The sequence below is a fragment of the Betaproteobacteria bacterium genome, assembly GCA_009377585.1.
GTDB lineage: Bacteria > Pseudomonadota > Gammaproteobacteria > Burkholderiales > WYBJ01 > WYBJ01.
Genome location: WHTS01000011.1, coordinates 50,038 through 67,892 on the forward strand (window position 1 = coordinate 50,038; position 17,855 = coordinate 67,892).

The 17,855-nt window shown below is 66.4% G+C and carries 17 protein-coding genes and 1 pseudogene; 14 read left to right on the plus strand and 4 right to left on the minus strand.

Features of this window, described 5'->3' with window-relative positions; all coding sequences use genetic code 11:
* Window positions 1–319: pseudogene (locus tag GEV05_06145) on the minus strand (DUF4105 domain-containing protein).
* Between the two features lie 261 nt (window positions 320–580).
* Here GEV05_06145 and GEV05_06150 point away from each other — a divergent pair.
* Together GEV05_06150 and GEV05_06155 are read left to right on the plus strand one after the other, a co-directional pair.
* Entirely contained in the window at window positions 581–1,093 is a 513-nt protein-coding gene (locus tag GEV05_06150) for a glycoside hydrolase (GenBank protein ID MPZ42971.1), read from the plus strand.
* A 182-nt stretch (window positions 1,094–1,275) separates the two neighbouring features.
* Complete coding sequence (locus GEV05_06155) at window positions 1,276–2,319, plus strand: extracellular solute-binding protein (protein MPZ42972.1); 1,044 nt, start codon at window positions 1,276–1,278, stop codon at window positions 2,317–2,319.
* Window positions 2,320–2,355: 36 nt separating this feature from the next.
* Here GEV05_06155 and GEV05_06160 read toward each other — a convergent pair whose 3' ends face one another.
* A complete protein-coding gene (locus GEV05_06160) occupies window positions 2,356–4,029 on the minus strand; it encodes an ABC transporter permease subunit (protein MPZ42973.1) in 1,674 nt (557 codons plus the stop codon).
* 129 nt (window positions 4,030–4,158) lie between these two features.
* Here GEV05_06160 and GEV05_06165 point away from each other — a divergent pair, with 129 nt between their 5' ends.
* Window positions 4,159–5,226, plus strand: a complete 1,068-nt coding sequence (locus tag GEV05_06165; GenBank protein MPZ42974.1) for an ATP-binding cassette domain-containing protein — start codon at window positions 4,159–4,161, stop codon at window positions 5,224–5,226.
* A gap of 31 nt (window positions 5,227–5,257) precedes the next feature.
* Here GEV05_06165 and mltB read toward each other — a convergent pair whose 3' ends face one another.
* On the minus strand, window positions 5,258–6,220 hold the full coding sequence (gene mltB / locus GEV05_06170) for a lytic murein transglycosylase B (GenBank protein ID MPZ42975.1): 963 nt from the start codon (window positions 6,218–6,220) through the stop codon (window positions 5,258–5,260).
* A 62-nt stretch (window positions 6,221–6,282) separates the two neighbouring features.
* The gene (locus GEV05_06175) at window positions 6,283–7,251 is read right to left on the minus strand and encodes a hypothetical protein (GenBank protein ID MPZ42976.1); all 969 of its coding nucleotides are present in this window, start codon (window positions 7,249–7,251) and stop codon (window positions 6,283–6,285) included.
* An 87-nt stretch (window positions 7,252–7,338) separates the two neighbouring features.
* On the opposite strand from GEV05_06175, the gene GEV05_06180 reads away from it, so the two are divergent.
* The 11 genes from GEV05_06180 to GEV05_06230 all read left to right on the plus strand — a co-directional run bounded on the left by GEV05_06180 (window position 7,339) and on the right by GEV05_06230 (window position 17,842).
* Complete coding sequence (locus GEV05_06180; protein MPZ42977.1) at window positions 7,339–8,463, plus strand: DSD1 family PLP-dependent enzyme; 1,125 nt, start codon at window positions 7,339–7,341, stop codon at window positions 8,461–8,463.
* Between the two features lie 4 nt (window positions 8,464–8,467).
* On the plus strand, window positions 8,468–9,409 hold the full coding sequence (locus GEV05_06185; protein ID MPZ42978.1) for an aldo/keto reductase: 942 nt from the start codon (window positions 8,468–8,470) through the stop codon (window positions 9,407–9,409).
* 513 nt (window positions 9,410–9,922) lie between these two features.
* Window positions 9,923–10,414, plus strand: a complete 492-nt coding sequence (locus tag GEV05_06190; protein MPZ42979.1) for a 2Fe-2S iron-sulfur cluster binding domain-containing protein — start codon at window positions 9,923–9,925, stop codon at window positions 10,412–10,414.
* Between the two features lie 10 nt (window positions 10,415–10,424).
* On the plus strand, window positions 10,425–12,641 hold the full coding sequence (locus GEV05_06195; protein ID MPZ42980.1) for a molybdopterin-dependent oxidoreductase: 2,217 nt from the start codon (window positions 10,425–10,427) through the stop codon (window positions 12,639–12,641).
* A 376-nt stretch (window positions 12,642–13,017) separates the two neighbouring features.
* Window positions 13,018–13,440, plus strand: coding sequence for a sulfur oxidation c-type cytochrome SoxX (gene soxX, locus GEV05_06200; GenBank protein MPZ42981.1), 423 nt, complete (start codon window positions 13,018–13,020; stop codon window positions 13,438–13,440).
* Window positions 13,440–13,901, plus strand: coding sequence for a sulfur oxidation protein SoxY (locus GEV05_06205; GenBank protein MPZ42982.1), 462 nt, complete (start codon window positions 13,440–13,442; stop codon window positions 13,899–13,901). The genes soxX and GEV05_06205 overlap by 1 nt, the downstream gene beginning before the upstream one ends.
* A 15-nt stretch (window positions 13,902–13,916) precedes the next feature.
* Entirely contained in the window at window positions 13,917–14,237 is a 321-nt protein-coding gene (gene soxZ, locus GEV05_06210; protein ID MPZ42983.1) for a thiosulfate oxidation carrier complex protein SoxZ, read from the plus strand.
* Between the two features lie 83 nt (window positions 14,238–14,320).
* Window positions 14,321–15,130 carry a sulfur oxidation c-type cytochrome SoxA gene (soxA, locus tag GEV05_06215; GenBank protein MPZ42984.1) on the plus strand — a complete coding sequence of 270 codons (810 nt, stop codon included), beginning with the start codon at window positions 14,321–14,323 and terminating at the stop codon, window positions 15,128–15,130.
* A gap of 233 nt (window positions 15,131–15,363) precedes the next feature.
* Window positions 15,364–16,341 (plus strand): tripartite tricarboxylate transporter substrate binding protein, encoded by a 978-nt coding sequence (locus GEV05_06220; GenBank protein MPZ42985.1) that lies wholly within the window; start codon window positions 15,364–15,366, stop codon window positions 16,339–16,341.
* 98 nt (window positions 16,342–16,439) lie between these two features.
* Window positions 16,440–17,102 (plus strand): hypothetical protein, encoded by a 663-nt coding sequence (locus GEV05_06225; protein ID MPZ42986.1) that lies wholly within the window; start codon window positions 16,440–16,442, stop codon window positions 17,100–17,102.
* On the plus strand, window positions 17,099–17,842 hold the full coding sequence (locus GEV05_06230; GenBank protein ID MPZ42987.1) for an enoyl-CoA hydratase/isomerase family protein: 744 nt from the start codon (window positions 17,099–17,101) through the stop codon (window positions 17,840–17,842). Before GEV05_06225 ends, GEV05_06230 begins: the two co-directional genes overlap by 4 nt.
* Window positions 17,843–17,855 lie beyond the last annotated feature (13 nt).

The following is a 17,855-nucleotide window of genomic DNA, read 5'->3' on the forward strand; positions in this document are numbered from 1 at the left end:
TCACGGCGGATCAGCGGGAATCGTCTGCAAGGATGCGCGAATTCGCTGCGAGAAATCGGCCGCGCCGTCGGCCGCCTGCGCAGCCTCGTTGATCAGGGAGCGCTGCCGCAGATCTTCGAACGGCAGCGTCGTGTCGATCCGGCCCGCCGCGATGATTGGTGCGCGAGCCCACGATGTCGCGCTCGTCGCCCACCACGTAGATCAGCTCGAACTGCTTGAAGAGCGAAGCGAGCGGATTGAAACCTTCGCCCACCTCCGGACGCGTCTCGATGGAAATCGACAGTGGCGGCGCGTTATCGAAGAGGAAACTCAGGAACGATTTGCAGCGCCTGGTGCAAGCCTTTCAGATGGCCGCTCGTGGGGATTGGTGCACTGCGACCCGACCGAAGCCTCCACCGCACCGCGCCCTATGGAATCGAATTCGATCGGATTCTTGCCATCGACACCGAGGCAAGGTCTCGATGCGATAAATTTATCCTAAACATCAAATGCTTACAAAATTTCGGCGAAATTAAGACGAAAGTTGGTCACTTTGCGGCCGTTTACAGGCGTGAAAAAGTTCGCTTACCATACGCCCGCCATGAAAAAAATCACAACCGCAGTGGCAATTCTTCTCGGATTTCTAACAGGCGTGCCCAGCAGCGCTGCCGACGTAGCGCACGGGATACCCGAAGCGCAACCCCAGGCGCAATACCAGGCCACCCACCCGTACATGGAGCGGGCGGGCGAGATCATCTTCTACGCGCTCTCGCTCGTGGGCGTCCACTACCGCTGGGGCGGTAGTTCGCCGCAGACCGGGTTCGACTGTAGCGGCCTGGTAAACCACGTCTTTCGGCAGATCGCGGGCATGGTGCTACCGCGCGATTCGTATGGCATGGCGCGGCTCGGGACGCCGATCGCGCTGGACGAATTGCGCCCGGGCGACCTTGTATTCTTCAATACCAGGCGGCGGCCGTTTTCGCACGTCGGCATCTATCTGGGCGAGAGACGCTTCCTGCATGCCCCATCGGCCGGCAAGACTGTCAACATCGTCGACATGACCCAGGCCTACTGGGCCAAGCGCTACAACGGCGCGCGCCGCATCGGTCTCTAGCCTGCTGCTTTCTCGGTTGCTTGCTCGCCTGCTTGGGCGCCGCGGCCCGCCGCACATCATTTGCCCTCCGATCTGCCCATGGCCTTTACTGACAATGATTGCACGCTAATCTGTTGCGAATCATTCTCATTCGTACTATGCTCCAGCTCGAACAAAACAGAACGCGCCCAAGGAGCCCCCCGATGTTTTTCGCCCTCCCTCGTTGCATTGCCGGCCGCGCGCTCGCAGCCATTGCGCTGGTCGGCGCCACGTCGTTCGCGCTTGCGCAGGACAAAGTGCTGAACCTCTATACCGCGCGCCACTACAAGACCGACGAAGCGCTCTATTCAGGCTTCACCAAGAAGACCGGCATCAAGATCAATCGCATCGAGGGCGGCGAGGATGCGCTGTTCGAGCGCATCAAGAGCGAAGGCGCGAACAGCCCCGCGGATGTTTTCATCACCGTCGACATCGGCCGCATCTGGCGCGCTGACCGGGCGGGCATTTTCGAAGCCGTGAAGTCCCCGGTGCTCGAAGCGCGCATTCCCGCCGCGTTTCGCGACCCCAACAATCACTGGTTCGGCTTCTCGGCGCGGGCGCGCGTCATCGCCTACAACAAGGCCGTGGTGAAGCCGGACGAGATCAAAAACTACGAAGACCTGGCCGACCCGAAGTGGAAGGGCAAGATCTGCACCCGCTCGGCCTCGCACCCGTACATGCTTTCGCTCATCGCCAGCATGGTCGCTCATCTCGGTGAGCAGAAGGCCGAAGCCTGGGCGAAGGGCGTGAAGGAGAACCTGGCGCGCGACCCGAAAGGCGGCGATACCGACCAGTTGCGCGCTGCCGCCGCAGGCGAATGCGCCATCGCGGTCGCCAACCAGTACTACTACGTGCGCCTGATGCGATCGTCCAAGCCCGACGACAAGAAGGTGTACGAACACCTCGCGGTCGTGTTTCCCAACCAGGGCAACCGCGGCACGCACATGAACATCTCGGGCGGCGGCATGCTCGAGCACGCGCCGCACAAGGAAGCCGCGCGCCTGTTCCTCGAGTATCTCGCCAGCGACGAAGCGCAGACCTACTTCGCCAACGGCAACAACGAGTGGCCGGTGGTGTCGAGCGTGAAGCTCGACAATCCCGAGCTCGAGTCGCTCGGCGAGTTCAAGCTCGACGCGATCAACGCGGCGCGCCTGGGCGAGAACCAGGCGGCGGCGCAGCGCATCGCCGACCGGGTCGGCTATAAGTAGCGCCGGGAGCCGGCGTGGACCTTTGGCGGGTCGTCCTCAGTGCGGTCCACGCGACCGGCTCATCTGTCGCGATAGCACGATCAGCGGGATCAAACCGATCGCAACGATGACGAGCGAGGGCGCAGCCGCCTCGCCCAGGCGCTCGTCCTTGGTCAGGTTGTAGATCTCGACCGCCAGCGTATCGAAGTTGAACGGCCGCATGGCGAACGTGGCCGGCAGCTCCTTCATGACGTCCACGAACACCAGCAGGCCTGCGACGAGGAGGCTGCTCCAGAGCATCGGCGCATGCACGCGGGCGAGCGTGGCGGCGGGTCCCGCACCGAGGCTGCGGGCGGCATCGTCCATCGAGGGCGTGATGCGCGCGAGCCCTGCTTCCACCGACTGGAACGCGATGGCGAGAAAGCGCACCAGGTAGGCATACACCAGCGCGACGATAGTCCCCGTGAGCAGCAACCCCGTATGCATGCCGAACTGCTCCCGCAGCCAGTCCGCCAGGGCGTTGTCGAGCTTGCCCAGCGGCACCAGGATGCCGACGGCGATCACCGCGCCCGGGATCGCGTAGCCCAGGGCCGCGATCCGATTGGCTGCCGTCACGACGGGGCTGCGCACCACGCGTCCCGCATAGGCCATGAGCGTGGCTGCAACGATCGCCAACACCGCGGTGATCCCGGCCAGTGTGAAGGTATTCCCGATCAGCGAAACCAGGCGCGGGCTCACGACCGCGCCTTCCTCCCAGGCGAGCTCTGCCAGGATGCCCACAGGCAGCAGAAATCCGAACAGCAGCGGTGCGAAGCAGGCGGCAAATGCGGCCGCCGCGGCGAACCCGTGCAGCGGCTGCGGTGCCGCTCGGGCCCGCGCGGAAACATTGTGGTAGCGCGCCTTGCCGCGCGAGATGCGTTCCGCGACCAGGACCAGCGCGACAAATGCCAGCAGGCAGCTTGCAAGCTGGCCCGCGGCAACCGTGTCACCGAGCGAAAGCCACGCGCGATAAATCCCGGTGGTGAAGGTCTGCACGGCGAAGTACGACACCGTGCCGAAGTCCGCCAAGGCTTCCATCAATGCGAGCGCCGTCCCGGCAACGATGCCGGGACGTGCCAACGGCAACGCGACCCGGAAGAACGTCCCCCAAGGACCGTAGCCGAGCAGGCGCGCCGTTTCGGCGGCTGCGCGCGACTGGTCGAGAAACGACGCCCGCGCGAGCAGGTACACATACGGATAGAGCGCGAACGACAGCACGGCCATCGCGCCCCCCAGCGAGCGAATCTCGGGAAACCAGTATTCGCGCGCGCGCCATCCGGTCAGCTCGCGCAGCCACGTCTGCACCGGACCGGTGAACTGCAGCCAGTCCGTGTAGGCATACGCCATGACGTAAGCCGGCATCGCGAGCGGCAGGATCAGCGCCCATTGCAGGAATTGCCGCCCGGGAAAGCGGTACGCCGTTACCAGCCATGCCGACAGCACGCCGATGGAGACTACCCCGTAGGCGACGCCGAGGACCAATAAAGCGGTGTTGGCGACATACCCGGGCAGCACCGTATCGACCAGGTGCTTCCAGGTTTCGCCGCCGTGCGAGAACACGTTGGACAGCACCGCGGCGATCGGCACGAAGATGAGCACCGCAGCCACGATCGCGCTCCAGCCCAGCGCGCCGAGCGCGCGGTAGGCAGCCGGGCGGGATGCGCGCGGAGCGGATGCGGTGGTGGTCGTCATCGAGGCGGTTCGCGCAACGGCTGCGGCGAGAGCCGATTCTACCGTCTCGTTCGCGCATCACGCGCGCTCGACAGCCCGTTGCCCGCGTCGTTTGCCGCGATACGCTCCCCTCGCCCATATAATCCTCGCATGGTCGCTCCCGCCTCGCCTGCGCTGCTCGTGCTCGATTCGGTTGCGCAGCGCTACGGCGAAGTCGAAGTGCTGCACGCGGTGTCGTTCAGCATCCAGCGCGGGACCATCGCCTGCCTGCTCGGCACATCGGGTTGCGGCAAGACCACCGTGCTTCGCTGCATCGCCGGCTTCGAGCCGTTGCGCGGCGGCGAGATCCGACTCGACGGTCAGATCGTGAGCCGGCCCGGCTATCTTCTCGCCCCGGAGCAGCGCCGTATCGGCATGGTGTTCCAGGACTACGCGCTGTTTCCTCACCGCACGGTCGCCGGCAATGTCGGCTTCGGGCTCGGCGCGCTCCCGCGGCGCGAGCGCGAAGCGCGCATTGGCGAGCTGCTCGAAGTCGTGGGTCTCGCCGCTGCGGCACGCAAGTATCCGCACGAGCTCTCGGGCGGCCAGCAGCAGCGCGTCGCGCTGGCACGCGCGCTCGCCCCGCGCCCGCAATTGCTGCTGCTGGACGAGCCGTTCTCCAATCTCGACGTGGATCTGCGCGAACGGCTCTCTGCCGAGGTGCGCTCGATCCTCAAGCAGCAGAACACGACCGCGCTCCTGGTCACGCACGACCAGCACGAGGCGTTCAGCTTCGCCGACGAAATTGGCATCATGCATGCCGGCAGCATTCAGCAGTGGGACAGCGCGTACGAGCTGTACCACCGGCCCGGCTCGCGCCTGGTCGCGGATTTCATCGGCCAGGGCGTTCTCCTGCCCGGCGTGGTCCAGGATGCCCACCACATCGGCTGCGATCTGGGCATGCTGGCTTCGTCGCGTGCGCTCGGCTTCGCGGATGGCGAAAGGGTCGAAGTGCTGATCCGGCCCGACGACGTTCTGCACGACGATGCGAGCACTGCCCGCGCGGAAGTGCTGCACAAGGCGTTTCGCGGCGCCGAGTTTCTCTACACGCTGCGCTTGCCGGGCGGAAGCCGGGTGCTGTCGCTGGTGCCGAGCCATCACAATCACGCGATCGGCGAGCGCATCGGCATCCGGGTCGAGATCGACCATCTGGTCGCGTTCCCGAAGGAAGCTCGGTGAAGACGCAAGCCGGAAACGAATCGGTCGCTGACTACCGGGCGACTGCTCCCGCGCCCGCGGCGCTCTCGCGGGCATTGCGAATCGCGCGCGCAAGCTGGAACACCGACATCGCGTAGTTCACGCTGCGGTTGTAGCGCGTGATCATGTAGAAGTTGTTGAGCCCGAGCCAGTACTCGTTGCCGCTACTGCCTTCGAGCACCAGCATCGCCATGGTGTCGGCGCCGATGTCCGCCAACGGCGTAACGCCCGCCTGCGTCAGCGCCTGGGCGTCGAAGCGCGGTTCGATGCCTTGCTCCGCCAGTACGACGTAACCCTGGCCTTCGACCTTGGCCGGCACGGCGATCGGCCGGCCGGCCTGCCAGCCGAAGCTGCGATAGTAGTTGGCGACGCTACCGATCGAATCCGCCGCGCCGTCCCACAGTTTGCGATTCCCGTCGCCGTCGAAATCGACTGCGTAGTCGCGGAAGCTGGAGGGCAGGAATTGCGGCACGCCCATGGCACCCGCATACGAGCCGCGCATGCGCAGCGGATCGAGCACGCCTTCGTGCACCAGCAACAGGAACTGCTCCAGCTCGCCACGGAAGAAGTCCGCCCGGCGCGGAAAATCGAACGCGAGCGTGGTCAACGCATCCAGCACCCGATGCGAACCGGTGTAGCTGCCGTACACGGTCTCGACGCCGATCGTGGCGACGACGATCTCGGCCGGAACGCCGTACTCGCGCTCGGCGCGCGCGAGCAGCTCGGCATGCCGGTTCCAGAAGCGCACGCCGCCGGCAATCCGCTCGGCATTGACGAATGACGGCCGGTAGCGGTGCCAAGGCCGCGGCGTGGCCTGCGCGGACATCGCGCGCAGGATGTCCGGTTGCACCCGTGCCTGGCGCAGAATCAGGCGCAACTCGGCGCTGCCCATGCCGTGGCGCAGGTTCATGTCCTGCACGAACGCCTCGATCTCGGGCCGCAGCGCGCCCTCGGTTTCGAGTGCACCCGCGCGCATCGCGGCGAGCGCCAGCGTACTCAGGAGAACGATACGAACGAGCAAAGCCGCGCCGCCTCGCCTCACTCGGGCTCGTCGACCACGGCGTTGAGCAGAACGCCGATCGACTCGATCTCGCACTCGATGCGATCGCCCGCGACCAATGTGCGCTGCGTACCCGGCGACGGCGAAGGCGGCGAGCCGGTCGCGATGATGTCTCCCGGCATCAAGGTCAGCTGCGAAAAGTAGGATACGAGCGTGGTTACCGGGTGCACCATGGCGGACGTATTGCCTTCCCGGCGCACGGTGCCGTTCACGCGGGTGCGAACCTGCAGCCGCATCGGGTCGGGCAGCTCGTCGCGCGTCACCAGCCACGGACCGAGCGGGGCGAAGGTATCGTAGCTCTTACCGATGAGCATGTTGCCGCCGGCCCGTTCGCGTTCGGTCACGTCGCGCGCGGTGACGTCGTTGAGAATCGTGTAGCCGGCGACGAATTCCATCGCCTTCTCCGCCGAGACGTGCTTGCACTTGCGCCCGATCACGACTGCAAGCTCGGTCTCGCAATCCAGCACTTCGCACACCGCCGGCTTGATGATGTCGCGTCCCGGTCCGACGACCGCCGAGGTGAGCTTGGCGAATGCGCCCGGCACGCCGCCCTCGAATCCCCGGGGCGGCGCCGGCCGGTAGTTGTCGGTGACGGCAAGCAGCTTCGCCGGCCGCAGCGGCGCGTAGAGCCGGCACTCGGCGAGCGGGATGAAAAGATCTTCGCCGCGCAAGCCCCGCGCCGCCGGATCCTTGTGCACGAGCTCCGCCATCCAGGCGTAGGTTTCGGCCAGCACCTCCCAGCCCGGTTCGCCGAGGTGCAGGAACTGCGTGATGTAGGGCGGAACGAAGATTTCGGCCAGCGCTTCGCTCTTGGCATTGCCGCGTTCCTCCAGCAGGAACAGCGCATGCCCGGCACGCAGGTCCGCCACCATTTCGTCCGCGACCAGGACGCCCATGCGAGCGAGCGCCGCGGGCTCGTGTCTGCGGCTGTAGCGCATCAATCTCACCGCCGTTGCTCCTTGTCGTTGCGGCCCGGGCGCATGATATTCTGTTTTCGTTCCACCCGGCAGGCACAACGGCTCAGGAGTAGATTGATGGCGAATCGTCCGCCCGCAGACATCGGCACACCGCTCTCCGAAGTCGATACGCCCGCGCTGGTGATCGATCTGGACGCGTTCGAACGCAATCTGCAGGCCCTGCCGCGCCTGCTGCAAGGCCGCCCGGCACGGCTGCGTCCGCATTCGAAGACGCACAAGTCACCAATCATCGCACGCAAGCAGATGGCGCTCGGCGCCGTGGGCGTGTGCTGCCAGAAGGTGGCCGAGGCCGAGGCGCTGGTTGCAGGCGGCGTCGACGACGTGCTGATCGCCAACGAGGTCGTCGGCGCATCGAAGCTGCGCCGCCTTGCCGCGCTCGCCCGCCAGGCCCGGATCGCCGTGTGCGTGGACGATGCCGGCAACGTCACCGAGCTCGAAGATGCGGCGGCGGAGTTCGATGCGCAAGTGACGGTGCTGGTGGAGATCGATGTCGGCGCCAATCGCTGCGGCGTCGCACCGGGCCAGGCGGCGCTCGATCTGGCGCGGGTCGTGACGGCGTCGAAGCATTTGCGCTTCGACGGCCTGCAAGCGTATCAGGGCTCGGCGCAGCACATCCGCAGCTACGACGAGCGCCGCGGCGCGATCGAGCGTGCGGTCGCAGCCGCCCGCGAGACCAGGCGCCTGATCGAAGAAGCCGGCATCGCGTGTCCGCGCGTAACGGGCGCGGGCACCGGATCGTTCGCCTTCGAAGCCGCGAGCGATCTCTACACCGAGCTGCAATGCGGCTCCTATGTCTTCATGGATGCCGACTACAACCGGAACCTCGACGCCGAAGGCAAGGCGCGGCCGCAGTTCGAGCAAAGCCTGTATGTCTGGAGCACGGTCATGAGCCGCCCGGCGCCCGAGCGCGCGATCGTCGATGCGGGGCTGAAGGCGTTGAGCGTCGACTCGGGCATGCCGGTCGTCCCCGATTTTTCGCAAGCCGTGTTTGCGCGCGCCTCCGACGAGCATGGCCGCCTCGATGTCACGGGCACGGTCGAGGGGCTGGACGTGGGCGACAAGCTGCGCCTCATCCCCGGCCACTGCGACCCGACGGTCAACCTGTACGATTGGTACGTCGGCATCCGCCATAACCGCGTCGAGTGCCTGTGGCCGGTGGCGGCACGCGGTGCGCTGACCTGATCCCATGGAGCATCGTCACATCGGAAACTCGGGCTTGCGCGTTTCGCTGCTGGGCCTGGGCTGCAACAACTTCGGCTTGCGCATCGATGCCGAAACCTCGCGCGCAGTCATCCACAAGGCGCTCGATGCCGGCATCACGCTGTTCGATACGGCCGATGTGTACGGCAACCGCGGCGGCTCCGAGACCTGTCTCGGCGAATGCCTGGGGCCGCGCCGCAAGGATATCGTCATCGCTTCCAAGTTCGGCAGCCCGATGGATGGCTCGGGCGAGCGTCAAGGCGGCTCGCGGCGCTACATCGTGCGCGCGGTCGAGGAGAGCCTCCAGCGTCTGCAGACCGACTGGATCGATCTCTACCAGCTGCACCGGCAAGACCCCGAAACGCCGCTCGAAGAGACGCTGCGGGCGCTCGACGACCTGGTCCGTCAAGGCAAGGTGCGCTACCTCGGCTGCTCCAGCACGCCGGCATGGAAGCTCACCGACATGCAATGGACCGCGCGTCACCGCGGGCTCGAACCGCTGGTCGCGTGCGAGCTCGAATACAGCGTGCTCGTGCGCGATGCCGAGCACGAGCACGTGCCCGCGATGCGCGCGCAGGGACTGGGGCTGCTGCCCTACTATCCGCTCGCGAGCGGCCTGCTGAGCGGAAAATACCGGCGCGATGCACCGCTGCCGGAGGCAGGCCGTATCACCCGCGGCGAACGCTACGCCAACCGCTTCCTGACCGATACCAACTGGACCCGGGTGGAAGCGCTGGAAGCTTTTGCCCGCGGCCGCGGCCACACCCTGCTCGAGCTCGCCTTCGGCTGGCTTGCGGCGCAGCCGGTGGTTCCGAGCGTCATCGCCGGCGCCACCTCGCCCGAGCAGGTGGCGATGAACGTCGCGGCGGTTGGGTGGAAGCTCGATGCGGCGGACCTGGCGGAGATCGATCGCATCGCTCCGCTCTAACCGCGCAGCGACGGCTCGGCCAGGGCCTGAGCCGCCGTTCGAAACGCCTGGAACGCCTGACCACCCCGCGTCCTTCGACCGCGACCCTCCTCGACGAGGAGGGTAGTGTTCAATCTTCCTCTTCCCCTCCTGGCAAGCTCGACAAGGAGGTAGTGTTCAGTCTTCCCCTCCTGGCAAGGAGGGGCGGGACGCGACAATGTCGCGGACGGGGTGCATTCCCCTCCTGACCGAGGAGGGGCGGGACGCGACAATGTCGCGGACGGGGTGCATTCCCCTCCTGACCGAGGAGGGGCGGGACGCGACAATGTCGCGGACGGGGTGGTATCCGAGGACGCACACACGCCTCACCCATCTCGGACGGACCATCACGCGCTTCTTGACCCTTCCGTACGGCGAGGGGTAATGTGCTACCGGTATTGTCGCGTACGCGATTGCTGCAGGCCGTCCGCCCTAGGGCGAGGCGGGACCCCGGTAGCCTGGCACCGCCCATTTCCTGAGCCTGAGGAGGCGACGATGATCGAGCTCAACGTCAACGGCAAATCGCAGCAGATCGATGCCGAACCGGAAATGCCGCTGTTGTGGGCACTGCGCGAGATCATGGGGCTTACCGGCACGAAATACGGCTGCGGCATCGCGCAGTGCGGCGCGTGCTCGGTGCACATGGAGGGCGAGGTCGTGCGCTCGTGCTCGATCCCTGTCTCGGCTGCGGCCGGCAAGCGCATCGTGACGATCGAAGGCCTGTCGCGCGATGGATCGCACCCGGTGCAGCGCGCGTGGGCAGCGCTCGACGTGCCCCAATGCGGTTATTGCCAGTCGGGCCAGATCATGGCGGCGGCGGCGCTGCTGCGCAAGAAACCGAAGCCGACCGACCAGGACATCGACGAAGCGATGACCAACATCTGCCGTTGCGGCACGTATCAGCGCATCCGGGCGGCGGTGCACATGGCCGCCGGCAACACCCGGGTCGGCAGCATCTATTCGGTGGTCGAGCCCGACAACGCCTAGGCGAAAGGACATGACCGTGAACACTTCGCACAGCGCTCGCAGCGTGAACCGTTCGCGCCGCCAATTCCTGATCGCCACCACCGCAGCCGGCGGCGGTTTCGCCCTCGGGATCAACAGTATGTTCGGCGCGTCATCCGCGCGCGCCCAGATCGCCGCGGAGGCCGCGCCCGAAGTCACGGCCTGGGTCGTGATCAAGCCCGACGACACCACGGTCATTCGCATCGCGCGCTCCGAGATGGGCCAAGGCACGCTTACCGGACTCGCGCAGCTAGTCGCCGAAGAGCTCGAATGCGACTGGAAGAAGGTCACCACCGAGCAGCCGACCGCCGGCCAGAACCTCGCGCGCAAGCGCGTCTGGGGCGCGATGTCGACCGGCGGCAGCCGCGGCATACGCGGCTCCGAGGACTACGTGCGCCGCGGCGGGGCCGCCGCGCGCATGATGCTATTGCAGGCCGCTGCCAACGAATGGAACGTGCCGGTGGGCGAGCTCAGCGTGGCGGACGGCGTCATCACGCACGCTCAATCCCGCCGCAGCACGAGCTACGGCAAGGTGGCCGCAGCCGCCTCGCGCCTGACGCCGCCGGACCCGAAGAGTATCCAGCTCAAGGATCCGAAGCAGTGGAAGGTCGCGGGCAAGCCGATGAAGCGCCTCGACACGGCCGACAAGCTGACCGGCGCGAAGGTCTATTCGATCGACCTGAAGCTGCCCGACATGCTGCATGCGGCCGTCATGGCCTGCCCCGTGTTCGGCGGCAAGCTCACGAGCTACGACGAGGCCAAGATCAAGGGCCGGCGTGGCGTGCGCGGCGTGGTGCGCATCGACGACGCGACGCTCGCCGTGGTCGCCGATACCTGGTGGCGGGCCAAGAGCGCGCTCGATGCGTTGCCCAAGGTGTGGGACGAAGGCAGCCACGCCAAGGTCGACAGCGCCAGTATCGCGGCGCATCTGAAGGAGGGGTTGAGCGCCAACGACGCCTTCGCCGATATCGACGAGGGCGATGCGCCGAAGGCGATCGCCGCGGCGGCGAAGAAAGTCGAAGCGGTCTACGCCACGCCGTTCCTCGCCCACGCCACCATGGAGCCGATGAACTGCACGGTGAAGCTCAGCGCCGATCGCGCCGAATGCTGGGTGCCGTCGCAGAATCCGGAAGCATCGCTCGCGGTGCTCTCGACCTCGTCGGGCCTGCCGCTGGAGAAGTGCGAGGTCTACAAGCACGACCTGGGCGGCGGCTTCGGCCGCCGCGGCGGCACGCAGGACTACGTGCGCCAGGCGGTCGCGGTCGCGAAGCAGTTCCCTGGCGTGCCGGTGAAGCTGGCATGGAGCCGCGAAGAAGACCAGGCGCACGACTTCTACCGCCCGATCTCGCAGTGCAAGCTCGCCGCCGGGCTCGATGCACAAGGCAACCTCACGGCGCTGCACATCCGCGTGTCGGGACAATCGATCAACGCCTACCTCAACCCCGCGGCGATCAAGGGCGGCAAGGACCGCCGTCAGTTGCAGGGCTACTGGAAGACGCTCGCGGGCGACGCGCAGCTGGGCTACTCGGCGCCGAACCTGCGCACCGAATACGCGATGCGCAACACGCACGTGCCGGTCGGCCCGTGGCGCGGCGTCAACACCAACCAGAACGGTTTGTATCTCGAGTGCTTCATGGACGAAGTCGCGAAGGCCGCCGGTAAGGATCCGCTCGAATTCCGCCGCACGCTGATGCAGAACCATCCCAAGCACCTCGCTGTTCTCGAAGCCGTAGCCAAGCGCGCGAACTGGGGCAAACCGCTGCCCAACGGCATCTATCGCGGGCTCGCGCAGTTCATGGGCTACGGCAGCTATTCGGCCGCGGTCGCCGAGGTCTCGGTGAGCGGCAAGGGCGAGGTCAAGGTGCATCGCATGGTGCTCGCGCTCGATTGCGGCCACGCCGTCAATCCCGACCAGATCGCGGCGCAGGTGGAAGGCTCGGTGGCTTATGGCCTCAGCACCTTCCTGAGCGAGTGCTCGGTGGCGAACGGGCGCATCGCCGAGCTCAATTTCCATAGCTATCCGCTGCTGCGCGTTTCGCAGATGCCCAAGGTCGAGACCGTCATCGTCCCGACCTATGATTTCTGGGGCGGAGTGGGCGAACCGACCATCTGCGTGATCGCGCCTTCGGTGTTGAACGCGATCTTCGCCGCGACCGGCAAGCCGGTGCGAAGCCTGCCGCTGAAGAATCACGGCATGACGCTCGTCTAATGTGGCGGGGCGGTGCTCGGTTTTTGCTCCTTGCCGCAGAGGATGTGCGCAAACGGCGGTCATGTGCGAGCAGTGAACCACACCCCTTGCAGGGCGCGCATCGGCATGCAGGCCGATGCCGTTCGCCCGGCGCGGACCATGGTCCGCGAATTCCCGGCCTCACCCCCGGCGCTTCGCGCCACGAGGCCCGATGCGATGCAGCGCTTCGGGCGCTCGCCGGCTCGGATGTGCGCAGGCACATCCTTCGAAACCCCGGGTCGCTCTCATGAGAGGAGGGGAAAAACCAATCCCCGTGAGCCTCGTTAGAGGAAACCAAATCCCCTCCTTACCAAGGAGGGGTGCCCGCGCGAGCGGGCGGGGTGGTTTGTCGTCCGTTATGCTTCTACCGCTGCTCGCGTTGCTCGGCTGCGCCACCGCCGGCAACGGTCTGGTCGACTTCCGCATCGAGGGCGACGCGATCCCGCAACCGCTCGTGGCGGTCGCGTCCGATCCGGCGCAGGGTCGCAAGATCGTCATGGGCCGCGACGGCAATTGCCTGCTCTGCCACGCGCTGCCTGAAAGCGGCGCGCGCTTCATGGGGAATCTGGCGCCGCCGCTGTCCGGCGTCGGCGCGCGCCTGAGCCGCGGGCAATTGCGGCTGCAGCTGGTCGATTCGATGCGCCTGAATCGGGATACGATCATGCCTTCCTATTACCGGGTTGACGGATTGAACCAGGTGGCCCAAGCTTTTCGCGGCAAGCCGATACTCACCGCGCAGCAGATCGAGGACACGATCGCCTATCTGGCGCACTTACGCTGATGCGAACGCACGCACGACGCCGCTTCATGACCGCCTTGGCCGGGCTCGGCGCGTTGCCGTTGCTATCGGCAACGCGCGCTCGGGCGGCCGAGAACAACGACCTCGCGCCGTTGATCGACAAGATCAGCGGCGGCAAGCCGGTGCGCGAGGGGCGGGTCGTCGTCGATACGCCGCGGCTTGCGGACAATGGCCACTCGGTGCCGTTGAAGTTGAGCGTCGAAAGCCCCATGACCGCCGCCGACCACGTGGTTGCGATCACGCTGCTCTCGGAGCGCAATCCGCGGCCCGTCATCGCCACCTATCACCTCGGCCCCAAGTCCGGCAAGGCAATCGTCGCGACGCGCGTGCGGTTGAACGGCACGCAACGCCTGGTCGCGATCGCACAGGTGTCGGACGGTTCGTTCTGGTCGGGAAGCGCCGAGGTCGTGGTCACGGAGTCGGCGTGCCTGGACGAATCCTGAGCGGGGGACGCTGACATGGTTGCGCGTGTGCAGGTACCCAAACAGGCCAAGCGCGGCGAGATCGTCGAAGTGCGCATCGCGATCCAGCACAAGATGGAAACCGGCTTTCGCTTCGACAATTCCGGCAAGCCCATCCCGAAGAACGTCGTCAACCAGGTCGTATGCCGCTACAACGGCGACGAAGTGTTCCGCGCCGAGTTGGGATCGGGGGTCGCGGCGAATCCGTATCTGCAGTTCTACACGGTGGCCGAGGCGAGCGGGGGGCTCGTGTTCGAATGGGTCGACGACGCGGGCGAACGCGGAGCCGAGCGGGCGTCGATCGAAGTCACTGCTTGATCCGGGCGCGGATCGGACCCATCGCGCCATCGTCGCGCCTCGCGCGGACGCACGCCGCAACCGATGCAGGTATGCTCGACGGCATGAGCATCCCGGTTGCCGTAGCGACCATTGCCCGTGCTTTGCTGTGCGCATCGATCGCCGTCGCCGCTATGGATCGAATCGCGCTTGCCGCCGAATCCGGGCGCCCCAGCCCCCTGAAGTCCGGCATCGAGTTCGCCAGCAAGGACGTGCGCACGATGCAGGCGGACGACTTCGCCAATCCCGGCATGCTGTGGGTGACGCGCGGCGAGGCCAGTTGGAACAAGCCCGCCGGCAAAGCGAACAAGTCATGCGCCGACTGCCACGGGCATGCCGCACAGAGCATGAGGGGCGTGGCCGTTCGCTACCCCGTGATCGATCCTGCGAGCGCACGGCCGGTGAACATCGAGGGGCGCGTGAACCTCTGCCGCACGCGCCACCAGCAAGCCGAGCCGCTCCCCTACGAATCCGACGAGCTGCTGGCGCTCAGCACCTACGTCGCGCACCAGTCGCGCGGCATGCCGATGCAGGTGGAACTGCATTCGCAGAACCAGCGCCACTTCGAGCGCGGGCGCGACCTGTATCACCGCCGCATCGGCCAGATGAACCTCGCCTGCGTGCATTGCCACCAGCGCAACTGGGGCAAGCGGCTTCTCGCGCAAACGCTCAGCCAAGGTCATGGCAACGCGTATCCCGCCTATCGGCTCGAATGGCAAACGCTCGGCTCGCTACAGCGGCGGCTGCGCGCCTGCTACTACGGCGTGCGCGCCGAGATGCCGGCGTATGGCGCCGAAGAGCTGCTCGACCTCGAGCTCTATCTCGCCTGGCGCGCGCGCGGCTTGCCGATCGAGACGCCGGGCGTCCGGCGCTAGTGTCCTGAGTCAGAAGTTCGTCACCCCCACGAACGCGGGGGTCCAGGCGGAGTCTCGTTCTGGATTCCCGCTTGCGCGGGAATGACGAATTACGACAAATTTACGATTCACCACACTAGCCACGAAGGCGGCGTAATCGTGGTTGGCGCAAGCTTCCCCCCGCTATGCGCAAGTGCCACGACATGTCATCGCGCGCTAAGATGCGGCATCACTCGAACGAATAAGACCAAGCCATGAACTTCGCACTCGCAACACTGCTTTCCGCAGCCGGTGCCGCACTCGGCCTCACCGCCGCGCTGTGTCCTGCGCAAGAGTATCCCGTCAAGCCGGTGCGCATGATCATTCCGTATCCGCCCGGAGGCGGGACCGATTTCTTCGCACGCACGCTCGGAGCGAAATTGAGCGAAGCGTTCGGCCAGCCGGTCGTCATGGAGAACCGGGCCGGCGCAGCGGGCGTGATCGGCGCGGATGCGGCGGCGAAGGCCGCGCCCGACGGCTACACGATCTTCATCGGGCAGGCGAGCAATCTCGCGATCAACCCGCATCTGATGACGAAGCTGCCGTACGACCCGCTGCGCGATTTCTCGCCGGTGAGTCTGGTCGGCGGCTCTCCCAGCCTTCTCGTCGTACACCCATCGCTGCCGGTGCACACGGTGAAGGATCTCGTCGCGCTTGCGCGCGCGAAACCGGGCGCGATCGTTTATGCCTCGGCGGGCACCGGCAGCCCCGGTCACATCTCGACCGAGTATTTCAAGCGCGTTGCCGGAATCGAGCTCCTGCACGTGCCTTACAAGGGCGCGCGCCCGGCGCTGACCAACGTGCTGGCGGGGGAAGCGTCGCTCTATTTCACCTCCCCGGTCGCTGCGCAGCCGCTGGTAAAGGCGGGACGCCTGCGCCAAGTCGCAGTGACGAGTGCCAAGCGCTTTGCGCCGTTGCCCGAAGTGCCGACGATCGCGGAGTCGGGCTATCCGGAGATCGACATCGTGTCCTGGTGGGGGCTGCTCACGCCGGCGAACGTGCCGAGCGAAATCGTCGCGCGCCTGCACGCCCAGACGGTGAAATCGATGAATGCGCCGGAGACGAAAGATTGGCTCGCCAAGCAGGGCGTGGCGGTCATGACCAATACGCCGGACGAGTTCGCGAAGTTCATTCGCTCGGAAATCGACAAATGGGGGCGTATGGTGAAGGCGTCGGGGGCGCGGCTGGACTAGCGGCGCAGCCCGGCCTTGCCCACGTGCATAGGTAACTCCCGTCTTCACGTGGCAAACAACGAGCAAGACTCGACCCTCGAATCGGTAGGAGGAGCAAGGTGCTGGCAGGCAAGGCCGTGATGGTGAACTGGAGCGACGTGGCGCCGGAGCACCGGCACGCGTACTACGAATGGCACAGCCGCGAGCACATGGTGGGCCGGGTCGCGATCCCGGGCTTCATTCGCGGACGCCGCTATATCGCCGCGCAGGCGAGTCGCGACTTCCTCGTCTGCTACGAGGTGGAGGATGTCGGTGTCCTGACGGGCAAGGCGTATCTCGACAAGGCGAACGCGCCGAGCGAGCTCACCCGGCGCACCACGCCGTTCGTCAAGAACAGCTCGCGCGCCCTGGCAGCCGTGAGGCACACGCTCGGCATCGGCACCGGCGGCTGCGTGCTGACGCTGCGATTCGATGCCAAGCCCGGTGAGGAGGTGCGCCTCGAGCGGCATCTCGTCGCCGAGGCGCTGCCGCCGCTCGCGGGAATTGCCGAGATCACCGGCGCGCACTTCTGCGTCGCGGACCAGGCGGCCAGCAGCATCGTCCCGGTGGAGCGCCAGGGACGGCCGACGACGGTGCCGCGCTGGATCGTCATCGTGGAAGGCGTAACCCTGGAAGCGGTAAACGCAGCCTGCGATGCGAACCTCGGCGCGCTCGAACGGCACGGCAGCACGGGTCCGGCGCAGCGCGATACGTATCGGCTGCAGATCATGGTGACCCAATGAGCAACTACCGCTTCGTCACGACCGAGCGCCGCGACGGCATCCTCCAGATGACCCTGCACACCGACGGCGGCCCGTTGCAGTGGAATCTCGACGCCCAGGTCGAGGTCGCGAATGTCTTCCGCGAGATCGGCGGCGATCGCGACAACCGCGTGATCATCCTCACGGGCACGGGCCACGAGTTCACCGGCCCGCGTCTCGATCCCGATGCGCCGTTCTTCCATGGCGAGCAGCTCACGCCCGCCGGCGTTTACCACGTCTTCCGGAACGCGAAGCGGCTCGTGAGCGCCATGCTCGATATCGAAGTGCCGGTGATCGCGGCGGTGAATGGGCCGGCGAAGCGCCATGCCGATCTCGCGCTCGCGTGCGACATCGTGATCGCCGCGGACGATGTGACGTTCGAGGACACCGCTCACTTTCACAACGGCGGCATCGTTCCCGGCGACGGCATCAACGTGATCTACACGATGCTGCTGGGCTTGAACCGAGCCCGTTACCTCATGCTGATGGGTCAGGTGCTCGGCGCGCAGGAGGCCAAAGCCTTGGGGCTCGTCGCCGAGCTCATGCCGCGCGAGAAGCTGCTGCCGCGCGCGTGGGAGATTGCGACGCGGCTGGCAGCCAGGCCCGACATGCTGCTTCGCTACACGCGCGCGGTGCTGACGCACCCGCTGCGGCGGGCGCTGGAAGACGGCATGCCGTACTACCTCGCGATGGAAACGCTCTCCACGCTGGCGAAGAAATAGATCGAGGAAGGCG

What these genes read in the sequence shown, in the direction of transcription:
- GEV05_06150 (MPZ42971.1), top strand. Translation starts at nt 581, where the DNA reads ATGAAAAAAATCACAACCGCAGTGGCAATTCTTCTCGGATTTCTAACA.
- GEV05_06155 (MPZ42972.1), top strand. Translation starts at nt 1,276, where the DNA reads ATGTTTTTCGCCCTCCCTCGTTGCATTGCCGGCCGCGCGCTCGCAGCC.
- GEV05_06160 (MPZ42973.1), bottom strand. Translation starts at nt 4,029, where the DNA reads ATGACGACCACCACCGCATCCGCTCCGCGCGCATCCCGCCCGGCTGCC.
- GEV05_06165 (MPZ42974.1), top strand. Translation starts at nt 4,159, where the DNA reads ATGGTCGCTCCCGCCTCGCCTGCGCTGCTCGTGCTCGATTCGGTTGCG.
- mltB (MPZ42975.1), bottom strand. Translation starts at nt 6,220, where the DNA reads ATGCGCGCGGGTGCACTCGAAACCGAGGGCGCGCTGCGGCCCGAGATC.
- GEV05_06180 (MPZ42977.1), top strand. Translation starts at nt 7,339, where the DNA reads ATGGCGAATCGTCCGCCCGCAGACATCGGCACACCGCTCTCCGAAGTC.
- GEV05_06185 (MPZ42978.1), top strand. Translation starts at nt 8,468, where the DNA reads ATGGAGCATCGTCACATCGGAAACTCGGGCTTGCGCGTTTCGCTGCTG.
- GEV05_06190 (MPZ42979.1), top strand. Translation starts at nt 9,923, where the DNA reads ATGATCGAGCTCAACGTCAACGGCAAATCGCAGCAGATCGATGCCGAA.
- GEV05_06195 (MPZ42980.1), top strand. Translation starts at nt 10,425, where the DNA reads ATGACCGTGAACACTTCGCACAGCGCTCGCAGCGTGAACCGTTCGCGC.
- soxX (MPZ42981.1), top strand. Translation starts at nt 13,018, where the DNA reads ATGCTTCTACCGCTGCTCGCGTTGCTCGGCTGCGCCACCGCCGGCAAC.
- GEV05_06205 (MPZ42982.1), top strand. Translation starts at nt 13,440, where the DNA reads ATGCGAACGCACGCACGACGCCGCTTCATGACCGCCTTGGCCGGGCTC.
- soxZ (MPZ42983.1), top strand. Translation starts at nt 13,917, where the DNA reads ATGGTTGCGCGTGTGCAGGTACCCAAACAGGCCAAGCGCGGCGAGATC.
- soxA (MPZ42984.1), top strand. Translation starts at nt 14,321, where the DNA reads ATGAGCATCCCGGTTGCCGTAGCGACCATTGCCCGTGCTTTGCTGTGC.
- GEV05_06220 (MPZ42985.1), top strand. Translation starts at nt 15,364, where the DNA reads ATGAACTTCGCACTCGCAACACTGCTTTCCGCAGCCGGTGCCGCACTC.
- GEV05_06230 (MPZ42987.1), top strand. Translation starts at nt 17,099, where the DNA reads ATGAGCAACTACCGCTTCGTCACGACCGAGCGCCGCGACGGCATCCTC.